This is a genomic window from Rhodococcus sp. NPDC060084 (assembly GCF_042730335.1).
Lineage (GTDB): Bacteria > Actinomycetota > Actinomycetes > Mycobacteriales > Mycobacteriaceae > Rhodococcus.
Map to the genome: position 1 here is coordinate 14,546 of NZ_JBHWWX010000048.1, position 14,240 is coordinate 28,785.

The following is a 14,240-nucleotide window of genomic DNA, read 5'->3' on the forward strand; positions in this document are numbered from 1 at the left end:
CATGGCCGGCGCGTTTCAGACCGGTGCGGGGACGCCGATCGCACCACACGGTCTGCCCGGGCACCTCGTGGGATTCGTCGAGTCGCTGCGCCGCCGAGGCATCGCCGTCGGCCCGTCGGAAACGGTCGACGCGGGCCGGGTCATGACCGTGATCGACCTGCTCGACCGCGAAGCCCTGCGCGAAGGACTCGCCTGCACGGTGCTGCGCCGCACCACTCACCGGCCGACCTTCGACGCGCTCTTCGACCTATGGTTCCCACCGGCCATCGGGCACCGCACCGCCGACGCACCCGACGCCGACCTTCCGCGTACTCCCGACGGCGATATCGACCTCGACGCGCTCCGCGAACTGCTCGCCGAACTGCTCGCCGACGACTCCGCCGAAGCGCAGGCCGCCGTCGAGGCGCTCACCGCGCAGATGGTGGAGGAACTCGGGCAGTACAAGTCGTCCAACGGACCCTCCTTCTCGGCGTATCAGGCTCTGCGCGAGGTGGCTCCGGAGACGCTGCTCACCAGGATCCTCGAAGGCCTGCTCGGAAACAGCGCACCGGATGCACGCGCGGACGGCGACTACGAAACCGAGGTCGCCCGGCGGACCGCGGCGCGGAGAATCGCGGACTTCCGGGCAATGGTCGAACGGGAGACGCGGCGGCGCACCGCGGAACACCTCGGCCGCGAACGCGTCGAGAAGTACGGTGTGCCCAAGTTGGCAGAGGAAGTCGACTTCCTCCGTGCCTCCGATGCCGACATGGTCGCGCTCCGCCGCAGCGTGATGCCCCTCGCGCGTCTGCTCGCCAGCCGCCTCGCGGCCCGTCGTCGCCGGTCTCGTGCCGGCGCGATCGACCTGCGCCGCACACTGCGAAAGTCCATGTCCACCGGCGGCGTGCCGATCGACCTGATCAACCGCAAGCCACGACCGGCCCGGCCGGAACTGGTCGTGCTGTGCGACGTCTCCGGTTCGGTGTCCGGTTTCTCGCACTTCACGCTGCTCCTCGTGCACGCGCTGCGCGAACAGTTCTCCCGGGTGCGGGTGTTCGCCTTCATCGACACGACCGACGAAGTGACCCATTACTTTTCGTCGGGCGCCGACCTCGGTGACGCGATGTCGAGGATGCTGCGCGAGGCAGACCTGATCACTTACGACGGACACTCCGACTACGGCAACGCGCTGGCGACCTTCGCCGAGCGGCATGCCCACAGCCTCACCGGGCGGAGTTCGCTGCTCATCCTCGGCGACGCACGGACGAACTACCGCAATCCCAACCTGGATGTGCTCGAACATCTCGTCGGTGTCGCGCGGCACGCTCACTGGCTCAATCCCGAGCCGCGCGGCCAATGGGGCTCCGGAGATTCGGCGGCCCGCGCGTACGCGGAGGTCATCACGATGCACGAGTGCCGGTCGGCGCAACAGCTGGCCGCGGTGGTGGCGGGCCTGCTCCCGGTGTGACCCCGTAAGCTGAACCATCGTGCATCAGCCATCGGAGCGGCCCGTAGTGCCTCAGCGACGTCTGGGCGTGATGGGCGGCACCTTCGACCCGATCCACCACGGCCACCTCGTTGCCGCCAGCGAGGTCGCGGCACGCTTCGGTCTCGACGAGGTGATCTTCGTCCCCACCGGGCAGCCGTGGCAGAAATCGAAACGGGACGTCAGCCCCGCGGAGGACCGGTACCTGATGACGGTGGTCGCGACGGCATCGAACCCGCGATTCACCGTGAGCCGGGTGGACATCGACCGGGGGACGCCCACGTACACCGTCGACACGCTGCGCGACCTCCGCGACAGGTATCCGGGTGCGGAGCTGTACTTCATCACCGGTGCGGACGCGCTCGGGTCGATCCTGTCGTGGCAGAATTGGCAGACTCTGTTCGGTCTCGCCCGCTTCGTCGGGGTCTCGCGACCCGGGTACGACCTGCACACCGAACATCTGGCGCCGCACCTCGTCGACCTACCGGACGAGGCCGTGAGCCTTATCGAGATCCCTGCCCTGGCGATCTCGTCGACCGAATGCCGGGAGCGGGTCCGGGCGAACCGGCCGGTCTGGTACCTCGTGCCGGACGGAGTGGTGCAGTACATCAGCAAACGCCGCCTCTACAGCGAGAGCACGACCGCCGACGCGAGCACCGGCACCGACGACCATTACATCGACAGCAGTACCGAGAGAAAGAGCACGCAGTGAGCGCATCGACAGAAGCAATCGAGATGGCCCGTGTCGCGGCCCTGGCGGCCGACGAGAAACTGGCAACCGATGTCGTGGTGCTCGACGTGTCGGAGCAGTTGGTGATCACCGACTGCTTCGTCATCGCGTCCGCGCCGAACGAACGCCAGGTCAACGCGATCGTGGACAACATCGAGGACAAGCTCCGCGAAGCCGGTCACAAGCCGGTCCGCCGCGAGGGAACCCGCGAAGGCCGATGGACGCTTCTCGACTACGTCGACGTGGTGGTGCATGTCCAGCACGAGGAGGAACGCAACTTCTACGCGCTCGAGCGCCTGTGGAAGGACTGCCCGACGGTGCCCGTCGAGGGCGTCGGAACCCCGCGTTCGGCAGTCGAGGCCGGCTCGGACGAGACGGCGCCCGGTGAGACCGGTACCGCGACCGACGACGTCGATCCCACGGGCAACGCGTGAGCGAGCCGCGGGTGCGCCGGCTGATTCTGCTGCGCCACGGACAGACCGGGTACAACGCGACCCGGAGAATGCAAGGCCAACTCGACACGGAACTGTCCGACCTCGGCCGGAAACAGGCCGCCGCCGTCGCCGACGCGATGGCTGCGCTGAACCCGTTCGCGGTCGTCTCGTCGGACCTGCGGCGTGCGTACGACACCGCAGTCGCCGTCGCCGACCGCGCGGGCCTTCCCGTCGAGATCGACGCGCGGCTGCGTGAGACCCACCTCGGGCAGTGGCAAGGCCTCACCCACAGTGACGTCGACGCGATCGGTCCGGGCGCACGCAGTGCCTGGCGGGCCGACGCGACCTGGGCGCCGCCGGAGGGCGAAAGCCGCGTGGATGTCGCCCGTCGCAGCGTCCCCCTGGTGGAGGAACTGCTCGACAAGCACGAGCAGTGGGGTCACGAGCCGATCGTCCTGGTGGCGCACGGAGGGCTGATCGCGGCGCTCACCGCAGCGCTGCTGGACCTGCCCGTGGACCGCTGGCCGGTGCTCGGAGGGCTCGGCAACACCGGCTGGGTGCAGTTGAGCGGTTACGGTGACACGCCGTCCTGGCGACTCGACGTGTGGAACGCGTCGGCTGTGGTGGCACCCGATGACGTCCTCTGAGCCGGTGTCCGGTGAGGACACCGACGCAGGTGCCGCGACTCGGCGGCCGACGCTGCTGGTGCTCGCCGACTCCCTGAGCTATTACGGCCCCAAGGGCGGACTACCGGCCGACGATCCGCGCATCTGGCCGAATCTCGTCGCCGCCGAACTGGGCTGGGATGTGGAACTCGTGGCGCGTATCGGGTGGACCTCCCGCGACGCGTGGTGGGCGCTGACGCAGGACCCCCGCGTCTGGGCGACCATTCCGCGTGCGGGCGCCGTGGTGCTCGGCGTGGGAGGAATGGACACACTCCCGTCGCCGCTGCCCACCGCCCTGCGGGAAGGACTGCGGTACGTGCGTCCGCCGGCGTTGCGCCGCGTCGCCCGCACCGCGTACGGGTGGCTTCAGCCCCGGCTCTCCCCGCTGGGATGGCCTGTCGCCCTGCCGCCGCGCATCAGCGTCGAATACCTCGAGATGATCCGGGAGTCTCTGGCGTACGTGCGCCCGGACCTGCCGGTCATCGGCACACTTCCGTCGGTGCACCGCAGCGAGCAGTACCGCTCGGTCCACCGCGGCCGGCGTCCCGCGGTGCACGCGATCACCGGTTGGGCATCGCGGAATGCCGTTCCGCTCGTCGATCTCGGTGAGGCGGTCCACGACGACATCCATTCCGGCGACGCGAATCCGGACGGGATCCACTGGGGCTGGGAAGCGCATCGCCGCGTCGCCGCCGCTGTCGTGGACGCTGTCCGGATGGCGCACCGGGATGCGCAACCCGCCGCGGACGGCTTACGGTAGTCGTCGTGGCTGTCGTGGTGGTGACCGATTCGTCGTGTTGTCTCGATCCGGAACTGGTGGATCGGTACGACATCCGCGTGGTGCCGTTGCACGTCATCGCGGACGGACAGGATCTTCGCGAGGGCGTCGACGCACTCCCCGACGGCCTTGCGACGGTGACCACCTCGGGCCCCTCGCCCGCGGAACTGACCGAGGCGTACGCGTCGGCGCTCGCCGACAGCGACGGCGACGGTGTGGTGGCAGTCCATCTCTCACGATTGCTGTCCGGAACCTGGGACGCCGCGCGCTCCGCCGCCGACGAGCTGGGCGAGCGGATTCGGCTCGTCGATTCCCGCAACACGGCAATGGGTTTGGGTTTCGCGGCGCTCGACGCGGCGAAGGCTGCGCGGGCAGGCGAGGACCTCGACCAGGTGTTCTACCGGGCCGAGAAGGTCGCCGCGTCCGCCAGGACCCTTCTCGTCGTCGACCGTCTCGATCATCTGCGCCGCGGGGGCCGTATCGGCACCGCGACCGCGCTGCTGGGCACCGCCCTCGCGATGAAACCGGTGCTGCACCTCGTCGAAGGAAAATTGGTTCTGCGGGAGAAGACCCGCACCATGACCAAAGCGATGGCCAAACTCGTGGACGGTGTCGTCGCGGAGGCCGGGCCGGGCGCACTCGTCGCGGTGCACCACCGTGACGCACCCGAGCGAGCCGGTCAGCTCGTCGAGCAACTGTCCGAGCGGCTTCCGGAGGCGGAGGTCACGGTCACCGAACTCGACGCGGTCCTCGGCGCGCACGTGGGGCCGGGTGCGGTGGGCGTCGTCGTCGCGCACGCCTGACCCCGCCGGTCCGAGCGCACGGGGGTTCGTCCCCAGGTGCCCGGTTCATCCCCAGCCCTGATCATCCTGCTGCCGGCCGGATTTTCCGGGTCCGCCGCGGCGTTACCGTCGCGCCATGGCGAGCACTGACGGCGGCGACCTGGCGAGAAACAGGCTGGGCGCGATCGCGCGAACGGCGGGTCGCGTCGGCGCCGAGATGCGCGAGGCGGACGAGGTCGCCGGCACGGCCGGAGAATACGAAGAACCGGAGCCGTATCCGTCGCGGCTGACCGAGCGGATCGCTGCCGCGAGGTGGGCAACCGGGCACCGCGGAAGCGTTGCTCTCGCCGGCGTCGCTGTGCTCGCGGTGGTCATCGCCCTCGGGGTCGTGTGGCGCGACCGGCCCGTCCCGGAGCCGGTGCCGCCGTTGCCTTCGGTGGACAGTGTGGTCGCGACCGCGCCTGTCCCGCCGCCCGTGCCGGAGCCCGAGAACCTACCGGCCGACCTTGTCGTGAGTGTGGTGGGTCTTGTCCACCGGCCCGGGCTCGTGACGACCGCGCCCGGCGCGCGGGTCGCCGACGCGCTCGACGCCGCAGGCGGTGTCGCACCGGGAGCCGACCTCGTAGGGCTCAACCTCGCGCGCCGTGTCGCGGACGGAGACCAGATCGTCGTGGGATTGTCTCCGCCGCAGCCGATCCCGCACGGTAGCGGCGTGTCGGGCGCAGCCCCCCAGAGTGGGGACGGCCCGGACGGCGACGCCGGACGGGTGCCGGGGCAGGGGAAGATCGACCTCAACGCAGCGGACGAGGCGACCCTGGATTCGCTTCCCGGCGTGGGTCCGGTGACGGCCGCGTCGATTGTCGCGTTCAGGCAGGCGAACGGACCGTTCGCCGACGTCGAGCAACTCGGAGAGGTCGACGGGATCGGCCCCGCCCGGCTCGCGCGGTTGCGCGAACTGGTCACCGTATGACCGACACTCCGCGTCTGGACGCACGGCTCGTGCCGTGCGCCGCGGCCGCGTGGGTGGCGACCGCGACCGGATTGCATCTCGGTTCGTCGGCGAGCGTTGTGCTGGTGACGGGTGCGATTTCCGTTGTCGTTCTTGTTGTGGGTGTTCGTCTCCGGGACCCGGGCAGGTGGCGTACGCACGCGGTGGTGCCGGTCGTGCTCGCGGTCTGCGCCGTCGTCGTGGGTTTCGGTGCGGCTGCAGGGGTGCGGATGTGGTTCGCCGAAACACACCCGGTGGCGCAGGCGGCGGCGGACGGGCGATGGGTGAGCGCGACCTTCGAACCGACCGACGATCCGAAGATCGTGCGGCGCGCCACCTTCGGCGGCGAGCCGCAGGTTCGTCTGCCGGCGGTTCTGCGGCACACCACGATCGCAGGTGGCACGCAGGCGACGGGCGGCGCCGTCGTGGTGTTCGCGCCCGCGGACGGGTGGTCGGATCTGCTTCCCGGACAACGCGTTACCGCGCGTGTCCGGGTGTCGGAATTCGAGGGGGCGGGGACGAGCGTTGCCGTCCTCCGCGCCGACGGGCACCCGCGCGCCGTCGCGCCCCCGCCGGCCTGGCACACGTGGGCCGGTGGGGTGCGGGACCGACTCGCCGACGCGTGCCGACGCGCGCTGTCGCCCGAACAGGCCGGATTGCTGCCGGGCCTCGTCGTCGGCGATACGTCGGCGCTGCCGGACGAGGTGCGTGCCGACTTCCGCGTTGCCGGACTGACCCACCTGACTGCTGTGTCCGGGGCCAATGTGAGCATCGTGCTCGGTGCGGTTCTGCTTCTCGTGCGTGCGGCGGGACTCGGTCCACGCACCGGGACGGCCTTGGCGGCGGTGGCTCTCGTCGCGTTCGTGATCGTGGTCCGGCCGTCGCCCAGCGTGGTGCGGGCGGCAGCGATGGGCGCGATCGCATTGCTCGCGCTCGTCTCGGGCCGCGAACGCCGAGCACTTCCCGCCTTGTGTGCGGCGGTGGGTGTGTTGCTCCTGGTGGTGCCCGATCTCGCCGTCGATATCGGTTTCGCGCTGTCGGTCTCGGCGACCGGGGGCCTCGTCGTGCTCGCGCCCGTCGCGGTCGAGCGGCTATGTGCACACGGGTGGCCGCGGGCGATGGCCGAGGTCACGGCGGTGTCGACGACCGCGTTCGCGGTCACCGCTCCGATCGTCGCCGCCGCGACCGGCACCGTCAGTCTCGTCGCCGTCGCGGCGAACATCCTGGTCACTCCGGTCGTGGCGCCACTGACGATGCTCGGATCGGGAGTCGCCGTGGCCGCGACGGTTCATCCTGCGGCCGGGGAGTTGCTCGCGCGCGGCGCTGCGCCGTTGCTGTGGTGGATGCTCGGTGTCGCAGATCGATCCTCCGCGGTGCCGTCCGCCGAGGTAGCCGTTCCGGACGGGATGGCAGGAGCCGTGACCGCCGGTGCCGTCGCAGTTCTGGCCTGGACGGCGGCGCGGAACCGGCGGGTCCGGCTCGCCACCGGAGTGGCGCTGCTGTCCGTGGCGGCGGTGTGGATACCGGTCCGGTTGCTCGAACCCGCGTGGCCGGGCGCGGGGTGGGTGTTCGTTGCCTGCGATGTGGGCCAGGGCGATGCGCTGATCGTCGCGACGGACGGGGGAGGGGCGGTGGTCGTCGACGCGGGGACCGAGCCCGGACCCGTGGACCGCTGTCTGCGCAAACTCCGGATCCGCACGGTGTCGATGCTCGTCGTGTCGCACCTGCACGCGGACCACACCGGGGGTGTGACCGGTGTCCTCCGGGGACGCGACGTGGGCGCGGTGGTGGTGGGTCCGGGCGCCGCAGCCCGTGACGGGGGCGCCGAGCTGGGTCATCTCCTCGCACAGCACGCAGTCCCGATGCGGGAGGCCGATCCCGGCGAGGTCCTCGTCTCGGGTGCGACGACAATCCGGGTCGTCGCTCCCGCGGGACCGGGTTACGCATCGGAGAACGACCTCTCGCTCGTGCTGGTCGCCGACACCCCGGTCGGGCGGATTCTGCTGCCGGGCGACGCGGAGGAGGCGGCCCTCGACGCGCTGGTGCGCGCCGGTGTCGACGTGCGGGCCGACGTGCTCAAGGTGCCGCACCACGGCTCGCGTACCACTCCGGCCCGGTTCTTCGCGGCGGTGCGTCCCCGTGTCGCGGTGATCAGCGCCGGCCGCGACAACCCGTTCGGCCATCCGCATCCACAGACGGTCGACGTGCTGCGCAGGCTCGGTACCCGGGTGCTCAGCACCGACCGGCACGGCGATGTCGCGGTGGTGCGCGCGGGGTCGGGGGCCTTGGCCGTGGTGTCGGACCGCCGTGACACCATCGAGCCGTGAGCGATTCTCCTTTGCATCTGCTCCTCGGCGACGAGGAACTCCTGATCGATCGTGCAATTGCGAAGATCGTCGCCGCCGTGCGTGCCCGGAGCGGGGCCGGCACCGATCTTCCGGTGACGCGGTTGCGTGCCGGCGACGCGTCACCTCCCGAACTTGCCGAGTTGCTGAGCCCGTCGCTGTTCGCCGAGGACCGGGTCGTGATCCTCGAGTCCGCGGGCGAGGCCGGCAAGGATGCCGCAGCGCTGATCCTCGACGCCGCGGGCGCCGTGCCCGACGGCGTCACACTCGTCGTCGTTCACAACGGCGGGGGACGCGCCAAGGCGATGGTCGGTGGTCTGCGTTCGTGCGGTGCGGTGGAGCACGACTGTGCGGCGCCCGCGAAGGCCGGAGACCGCGCGGCGTGGGTACGCGCCTTCGTCCACAAGGAGTTCCAGGCGGTCGACGTACGGGTCGCGTCCGACGTCGAGCAGTTGGTCATCGAATCCGTCGGATCCGATCTGCGGGAATTGGCCGCAGCGTGCAGTCAGCTGGTGGCGGACACGGGCGGCAAGATCGACGCCGCGGCGGTGCGGCGCTACTACTCCGGCAAGGCGGAGATCACGGGTTTCGATGTCGCCGAGAAGGCTGTCACGGGCGATACGGCCGGTGCTCTCGAGGCGCTGCGGTGGGCGATGCACCGTGGGGTTGCGCATGTCCTGCTCGCCGACGCGCTCGCCGACGCGGTGCATACCATCGCGCGGGTCGGTTCGGCCGGTCGCGGCGACCCGTTCGCCCTCGCGTCCGGTCTCGGAATGCCCCCGTGGAAGGTCAAGAAGGTGCAGGCACAGGCCCGAGCCTGGGCGCCCGCCTCGATCGGCACGGCGCTCGGCGTGGTGGCCGCGCTCAACGCCGACGTCAAGGGTGCGGCCGCCGACCCCGACTACGCACTCGAGTACGCCGTACGTACCGTGGCCCAGCTCGCCGGCTGATACCGGGCGAGCCCGGTTCCGGCCGGGCCGCCACCGGTGCGGGATCCTCGGAAGACAACGAAGGCCGCTCCCCGGTGTGGGGAGCGGCCTTCGGAAGCAGAGCTCGCGTCTACTACCTCGGAACTACGTTCAGAGCGAGTTGGCGAGCTTGGCCAGTGCAGACTTCTTGTTTGCAGCCTGGTTGGGGTGGATGACACCCGCGCTGGCTGCCTTGTCGAGCTTGCGGCTGGTGGCGACGAGAAGCTCGGTGGCCTTGTCCTTGTCGCCAGCGGCCGCGGCCTCGCGGAAGGAGCGGATCGCGGTACGGAGCGCCGACTTCACCGACTGGTTCCGGAGCCGGTTGCGCTCGTTGGTGCGAATTCGCTTCACCTGGGACTTGATGTTGGCCACGCGTAGAATCCTGTCGTGTTGCTGGTAGCTGGTTGGAAAGCTCTGGATGCACTAGGCACCGACAGGCAACGATACCAAGAAGGCAGGCAAAGCCCAAACCGGCGCGAGCGTGATGTCCGCTGTGTTTCCCCGGCGAGACAGTTCGATGTCGGATTGTGCACAACGCCCTCCCATATAGAACGATTCCGGCATGAGTCGCCGTACCCCTACTGCGCCGGGCGCGTCCCCGGCCAGGCACCGCAGGAAAAACCCCGACGTTTTCGACGGTTACGCGAGAAATCCCGATCGCCTGGCGTACGACGAGATGTTCGACGCGGACGGCAAGGTCCGGGCGCCGTATCGCCGCCTGCATCAGATCCTCGAGTCGAAGGGACCCGAGGATCTCGCCGCGCGCACCGACGCGGTGGGCCGGGCGTTCACCGACCAGGGTGTGACCTTCTCGCTGTCGGGCCAGGAGAGGCCCTTTCCGCTGGACATGGTGCCGCGCCTGATCGCTGCCGCCGAGTGGAACCGGCTCGAGAAAGGCATCCGGCAGCGGGTGCGGGCGCTCGAGTTGTTCCTCGCCGACATCTACGGCGAGCAGAGCATCCTGCGGGACCGCGTCATTCCGAAGCGGCTCGTCACCTCGTGTGACCACTTCCACCGGCAGGCCGCGGGCATCGTCCCGCCGAACGGAGTGCGCATCCACGTTGCCGGAATCGACCTGATCCGCGACGAGAAAGGCACCTTCCGGGTACTCGAGGACAACCTCCGCTCACCGTCCGGTGTGTCGTACGTCATGGAGAACCGGCGCGTCATGGCTCGCGTCGCTCCCGACCTGTTCGTCCAGCACAAGGTGCGTCCCGTCGGTGACTACGCACTGCACCTGTTGCGAGCGCTCCGAGCGGCGGCTGCGCCGAACGCTGCCGACCCCACGGTGGTCGTTCTCACTCCGGGTCTGGCGAACGCGGCGTACTTCGAGCACTCGCTCCTGGCACGGCAGATGGGCGTCGAACTCGTCGAGGGGCGTGACCTGTTCTGCCGGGACAACATCGTCTACATGCGCACCACGGAAGGTGAGCAGCAGGTCGATGTCATCTACCGCCGCATCGACGACGATTTCCTCGATCCGCTCCAGTTCCGCCCCGATTCGGTGCTCGGGGTCGCCGGTCTGCTCAATGCGGCACGAGCAGGCAACGTGGTCATCTCGAGCGCGGTCGGCAACGGCGTCGGAGACGACAAACTCGTCTACACGTACGTACCGGACATCATCGACTACTACCTCGGTGAAAAGCCCCTCCTGCCCAACGTCGACACGCTGCGTTGCTGGCTCGACGAAGAACGGGAAGAGGTTCTCGACCGGATCGACGAACTCGTCATCAAGCCGGTGGAAGGCTCGGGTGGATACGGCATCGTGTTCGGGCCCGACGCCTCGGCCACCGAACTGAAGACCATGGCCCGCAAGATCCGGGCGAACCCCCGCGCCTGGATCGCTCAGCCGGTCGTGCAGTTGTCCACCGTCCCGACCAGGGCCGGTGACACATTGGCTCCCCGCCACGCCGACCTGCGTCCGTTCGCGGTCAACGATGGTGAGGACATCTGGATTCTTCCGGGCGGATTGACGCGTGTCGCGCTGCCCGAGGGGTCGCTGGTGGTCAACTCCAGCCAAGGCGGTGGAAGCAAGGACACCTGGGTTCTCGCCAGCCGGAGTTCGGATACCGAGAGCGAACTGGGCGGGGAGGGGTTCGTCGAGGAGCGGGCCGAGGTCAAACAACCCGACCGGGGGCCGGAATTGACCACCGAGCAGCAGCAACAACAGCAACAGCAACAGCAACAGCAACAGCAACACGATGAGGGGGACTGCTGATGCTCGCACGAAATGCGGAGTCGCTGTTCTGGATCGGACGTTACGTCGAGCGAGCCGACGACACGGCGCGCATCATGGATGTCGCGGTCCACCAACTGCTCGAAGATTCGACGGTGGACCCCGACCGCACGTGCCGTCAGCTGTTGCGGGTGCTCGGGTTCAGCGCGCCCGACGGTGAACTCGACGTGCAGACCGTCATCGATATCGTCGCGTTCGGGCGGGACGGCGCGGGATCGATCCTCGACACCATCTCGCACGCGCGTGAGAATGCGCGCGGCGCGCGCGAAGTCACCTCCACCGAGATGTGGGAGTGCCTCAACACCACCTACAACGCCCTCGCCGAGCGGGAACGGGCGGCGAAACGACTGGGGCCCCACGAGTTCTTCCGATACGTCGAAGACCGCGGCGCGATGTTCGCGGGCCTGGCCGACAGCACGTTGTGTCGTGACGACGGGTACCGGTTCCTGTTGCTCGGCCGCTCCATCGAACGCGTGGACATGATCGTGCGACTGCTGCTGTCCCGCGCCGGCGACCGTCCCACGTCGCCGACCTGGGCGACGGTGTTGCGGTCGGCGGGCGGTTACGACACCTACCTGCGCACCTATCGCGGTGCACTCGACGCGGGGCGCATCGTCGAATTCATGATGCTGGACAGGCTTTTTCCGCGTTCGGTGTTTTCTGCCATCCGGCAGGCCGAGCAGTGCCTCACCGAACTCGACGACCAGACCGACTACCGGTTCGGTGCGCGCAACGAAGCGCAGCGGTTGCTCGGACGTGCCCGCAGCGAACTCGAGTTCATCCGCCCCGGGGTACTTCTCGAGGAACTCGCCGAACGGCTTGTCGCGCTGCAGGAGATGTGCCGGCAGGTCGGTGAGGCGATCGCACTCCAGTACTTCCATGCGGCGCCCTGGGTGGCGTGGAGTTCCGCTCGCAACGACGGTGAAGACGACATGCTTCTGGAGGGAGAACTGTGAGCTGGCGTATGCGCGTGGTCCACAAGACCGGCTACGAGTACGCGGGGCCGGTCACGGCGTCGTACAACGAGGCGCGTCTGACGCCGCGGTCCGACAACCGTCAGACGGTGATTCTCAGCCGCGTCGAGACGACTCCCGCGACGCGGTCCTATCGGTACACGGACTACTGGGGAAGCGGCGTGACTGCGTTCGATCTCCATGCGCCGCACACTTCGCTCGAAGTGACCGGTTTGTCTGTTGTGGAAACGGATTCGCTCGATCCGCTGGAGGAACCCGCGGGGTGGGACGTGATCCGCGAACCCGACACCAGGGACCGATACGACGAATTGCTGTTGCCGAGCCGCTACGTTCCCGCGGACAAGTCGCTCGCCAAAACGGCGCGTGACCTCGCAAAGGGGCTCGATCCTGTCGACGCGGTGGTCGCGGCGGCGCAATGGGTGCACGAACAGATGGATTACGTCCCGGGAACGACCGGCGTGCACACCTCCGCAATCCAGGCGTACGAGGAACGGCAGGGTGTTTGTCAGGATTATGCCCATTTGACCCTTTTGCTGTTGCGGGCCATGGGGATTCCCGCACAGTACGTCTCCGGGTATCTCCATCCGGTTGCGGACGCGGAGATCGGCAAGACCGTCGAAGGTCAATCCCACGCGTGGATTCAGGCCTGGACCGGAGGATGGTGGGGATACGACCCGACCAACGCGAGATTCGTGGGCGAGCAACACGTATCGGTGGGAATCGGCCGCGATTACGGAGACGTCCCGCCACTCAAAGGTATTTACATGGGCGGAAGCGCCGCGGCGCAGGAAGTCGTTGTGGAGGTGACGCGACTTGCGTAGTGTGCTCACGAGCGAACGACGCTGCGGCAAGACGATTCGATGGTGTCCGGTGTAGGTAGGTCCGGCGGATGTGCGGGACCACGACCTCCGAGGGGAACTCATGGAACCCGAACGCGACCCTGCCCGTGAACCGTTACCCGATCCCGCGCAGAGAACTGCCGGAGAACCGGATTATGGGGTCCGTGAACCGGATCGCCCGGTCGGCAGAGCCGAACACGAAACGGCGCAGGAAGTCGCGGACCCCACGGACTATTCCGATCTCCGACGGTGCGCGGCCGAGGCCATCGGCACGTTCGTGCTGGTGTTCTCGGCGGTCGGAACTGCTGTCTTCGCGGGTGATTACGTGGGGCAACTCGGCGTCGCGCTGGCCTTCGGCCTGACGCTGCTGTTCCTCGTCTACACCATCGGCCCGATTTCGGGCTGTCACGTGAACCCGGCGGTGACACTCGGCCATCTCATCGTCGGCCAGGTCACTGCCGTACGCGCGGTGGGCTACTGGATTGCCCAGATCATCGGTGGTCTGGTGGCGGGTGTGACGATCTACGCGATCGCCTCGTCGCTCCCGTCGTACAACCGTGCGGCGGACGGTCTCGGTGCGAACGGTTGGGGCGCCCACAGTCCGTCCGCGATCCGGGGGCCGCTCGGCGGCGTCCTCGAAAACGGGTACGGGATCGGGGCCGCGATGGCCGTCGAGATACTCCTGACCGCGCTGCTCGTGTTCGTGGTGCTCTCGAGCACCGACCGAATCGCCGACGTGCCGATCGCCGGAATCGCCATCGGGTTCACGCTCGCGGTGATCCACCTGATCTCGATCCCGATCGACAACACGTCGGTGAATCCCGCCCGCAGCCTTGCCGTCGCGTTCTATCAGAACGGCGCGCTGGGGCAACTGTGGTTGTTCATCGTCTTCCCGCTGATCGGCGGTGCGCTCGGCGCACTCGTCTACGCGTTCCTGTTCGGCCGACGGCAGGGACTGCGTCCCTCCTGACAAGACGACGCCTGACGAGACGACGCCTGACGAGACGACGCCTGACGAGACGACGCCCGGCGGGGC

14 protein-coding genes are annotated in these 14,240 nt (G+C 68.7%); 13 read left to right on the forward strand and 1 reads right to left on the reverse strand.

From position 1 onward, the window contains the following. Position 1: 1 nt before the first annotated feature. The 9 genes from ACFWBU_RS19040 to holA all read left to right on the forward strand — a co-directional run bounded on the left by ACFWBU_RS19040 (position 2) and on the right by holA (position 9,137). The gene (locus ACFWBU_RS19040; RefSeq protein ID WP_169620348.1) at positions 2 to 1,447 is read left to right on the forward strand and encodes a VWA domain-containing protein; all 1,446 of its coding nucleotides are present in this window, start codon (positions 2 to 4) and stop codon (positions 1,445 to 1,447) included. A 19-nt stretch (positions 1,448 to 1,466) separates the two neighbouring features. After that, positions 1,467 to 2,177 carry a nicotinate-nucleotide adenylyltransferase gene (gene nadD / locus ACFWBU_RS19045; protein WP_378528983.1) on the forward strand — a complete coding sequence of 237 codons (711 nt, stop codon included), beginning with the start codon at positions 1,467 to 1,469 and terminating at the stop codon, positions 2,175 to 2,177. After that, on the forward strand, positions 2,174 to 2,629 hold the full coding sequence (gene rsfS, locus ACFWBU_RS19050; RefSeq protein WP_169620347.1) for a ribosome silencing factor: 456 nt from the start codon (positions 2,174 to 2,176) through the stop codon (positions 2,627 to 2,629). Before nadD ends, rsfS begins: the two co-directional genes overlap by 4 nt. A 68-nt stretch (positions 2,630 to 2,697) precedes the next feature. Then, positions 2,698 to 3,276 carry a histidine phosphatase family protein gene (locus ACFWBU_RS19055; protein WP_240952107.1) on the forward strand — a complete coding sequence of 193 codons (579 nt, stop codon included), beginning with the start codon at positions 2,698 to 2,700 and terminating at the stop codon, positions 3,274 to 3,276. Beyond that, entirely contained in the window at positions 3,263 to 4,054 is a 792-nt protein-coding gene (gene octT / locus ACFWBU_RS19060; RefSeq protein WP_169620345.1) for a diglucosylglycerate octanoyltransferase, read from the forward strand. Before ACFWBU_RS19055 ends, octT begins: the two co-directional genes overlap by 14 nt. 5 nt (positions 4,055 to 4,059) lie before the next feature. Then, complete coding sequence (locus ACFWBU_RS19065; protein ID WP_378528984.1) at positions 4,060 to 4,875, forward strand: DegV family protein; 816 nt, start codon at positions 4,060 to 4,062, stop codon at positions 4,873 to 4,875. Positions 4,876 to 4,990: 115 nt separating this feature from the next. Then, on the forward strand, positions 4,991 to 5,824 hold the full coding sequence (locus ACFWBU_RS19070) for a helix-hairpin-helix domain-containing protein (RefSeq protein ID WP_378528985.1): 834 nt from the start codon (positions 4,991 to 4,993) through the stop codon (positions 5,822 to 5,824). Next, the gene (locus ACFWBU_RS19075) at positions 5,821 to 8,169 is read left to right on the forward strand and encodes a ComEC/Rec2 family competence protein (RefSeq protein WP_378528986.1); all 2,349 of its coding nucleotides are present in this window, start codon (positions 5,821 to 5,823) and stop codon (positions 8,167 to 8,169) included. Before ACFWBU_RS19070 ends, ACFWBU_RS19075 begins: the two co-directional genes overlap by 4 nt. After that, positions 8,166 to 9,137: a DNA polymerase III subunit delta gene (gene holA / locus ACFWBU_RS19080; RefSeq protein ID WP_378528987.1), complete on the forward strand. Its 972-nt coding sequence runs from the start codon at positions 8,166 to 8,168 to the stop codon at positions 9,135 to 9,137. Before ACFWBU_RS19075 ends, holA begins: the two co-directional genes overlap by 4 nt. Positions 9,138 to 9,266: 129 nt before the next feature. Here the strand turns inward: holA and rpsT are convergent, their stop codons facing one another. Then, complete coding sequence (gene rpsT, locus ACFWBU_RS19085) at positions 9,267 to 9,527, reverse strand: 30S ribosomal protein S20 (RefSeq protein ID WP_072699291.1); 261 nt, start codon at positions 9,525 to 9,527, stop codon at positions 9,267 to 9,269. Between the two features lie 190 nt (positions 9,528 to 9,717). Between rpsT and ACFWBU_RS19090 the strand changes: the two genes are divergently transcribed. The 4 genes from ACFWBU_RS19090 to ACFWBU_RS19105 all read left to right on the forward strand — a co-directional run bounded on the left by ACFWBU_RS19090 (position 9,718) and on the right by ACFWBU_RS19105 (position 14,174). Further along, complete coding sequence (locus ACFWBU_RS19090) at positions 9,718 to 11,373, forward strand: circularly permuted type 2 ATP-grasp protein (protein WP_378528988.1); 1,656 nt, start codon at positions 9,718 to 9,720, stop codon at positions 11,371 to 11,373. Further along, positions 11,373 to 12,347 (forward strand): alpha-E domain-containing protein, encoded by a 975-nt coding sequence (locus tag ACFWBU_RS19095; protein WP_169620339.1) that lies wholly within the window; start codon positions 11,373 to 11,375, stop codon positions 12,345 to 12,347. The genes ACFWBU_RS19090 and ACFWBU_RS19095 overlap by 1 nt, the downstream gene beginning before the upstream one ends. Positions 12,348 to 12,355: 8 nt before the next feature. Next, positions 12,356 to 13,186: a transglutaminase family protein gene (locus tag ACFWBU_RS19100; RefSeq protein ID WP_169620400.1), complete on the forward strand. Its 831-nt coding sequence runs from the start codon at positions 12,356 to 12,358 to the stop codon at positions 13,184 to 13,186. 100 nt (positions 13,187 to 13,286) lie between these two features. Further along, positions 13,287 to 14,174 (forward strand): aquaporin, encoded by an 888-nt coding sequence (locus ACFWBU_RS19105; protein WP_169620338.1) that lies wholly within the window; start codon positions 13,287 to 13,289, stop codon positions 14,172 to 14,174. Positions 14,175 to 14,240 lie beyond the last annotated feature (66 nt).

Excerpts from the sequence above, each read along its gene's own strand:
- ACFWBU_RS19040 (WP_169620348.1), top strand. The coding sequence starts at position 2 with ATGGCCGGCGCGTTTCAGACCGGTGCGGGGACGCCGATCGCACCACAC.
- ACFWBU_RS19055 (WP_240952107.1), top strand. The coding sequence starts at position 2,698 with ATGCAAGGCCAACTCGACACGGAACTGTCCGACCTCGGCCGGAAACAG.
- octT (WP_169620345.1), top strand. The coding sequence starts at position 3,263 with ATGACGTCCTCTGAGCCGGTGTCCGGTGAGGACACCGACGCAGGTGCC.
- ACFWBU_RS19070 (WP_378528985.1), top strand. The coding sequence starts at position 4,991 with ATGGCGAGCACTGACGGCGGCGACCTGGCGAGAAACAGGCTGGGCGCG.
- ACFWBU_RS19075 (WP_378528986.1), top strand. The coding sequence starts at position 5,821 with ATGACCGACACTCCGCGTCTGGACGCACGGCTCGTGCCGTGCGCCGCG.
- ACFWBU_RS19090 (WP_378528988.1), top strand. The coding sequence starts at position 9,718 with ATGAGTCGCCGTACCCCTACTGCGCCGGGCGCGTCCCCGGCCAGGCAC.
- ACFWBU_RS19095 (WP_169620339.1), top strand. The coding sequence starts at position 11,373 with ATGCTCGCACGAAATGCGGAGTCGCTGTTCTGGATCGGACGTTACGTC.
- ACFWBU_RS19100 (WP_169620400.1), top strand. The coding sequence starts at position 12,356 with ATGCGCGTGGTCCACAAGACCGGCTACGAGTACGCGGGGCCGGTCACG.
- ACFWBU_RS19105 (WP_169620338.1), top strand. The coding sequence starts at position 13,287 with ATGGAACCCGAACGCGACCCTGCCCGTGAACCGTTACCCGATCCCGCG.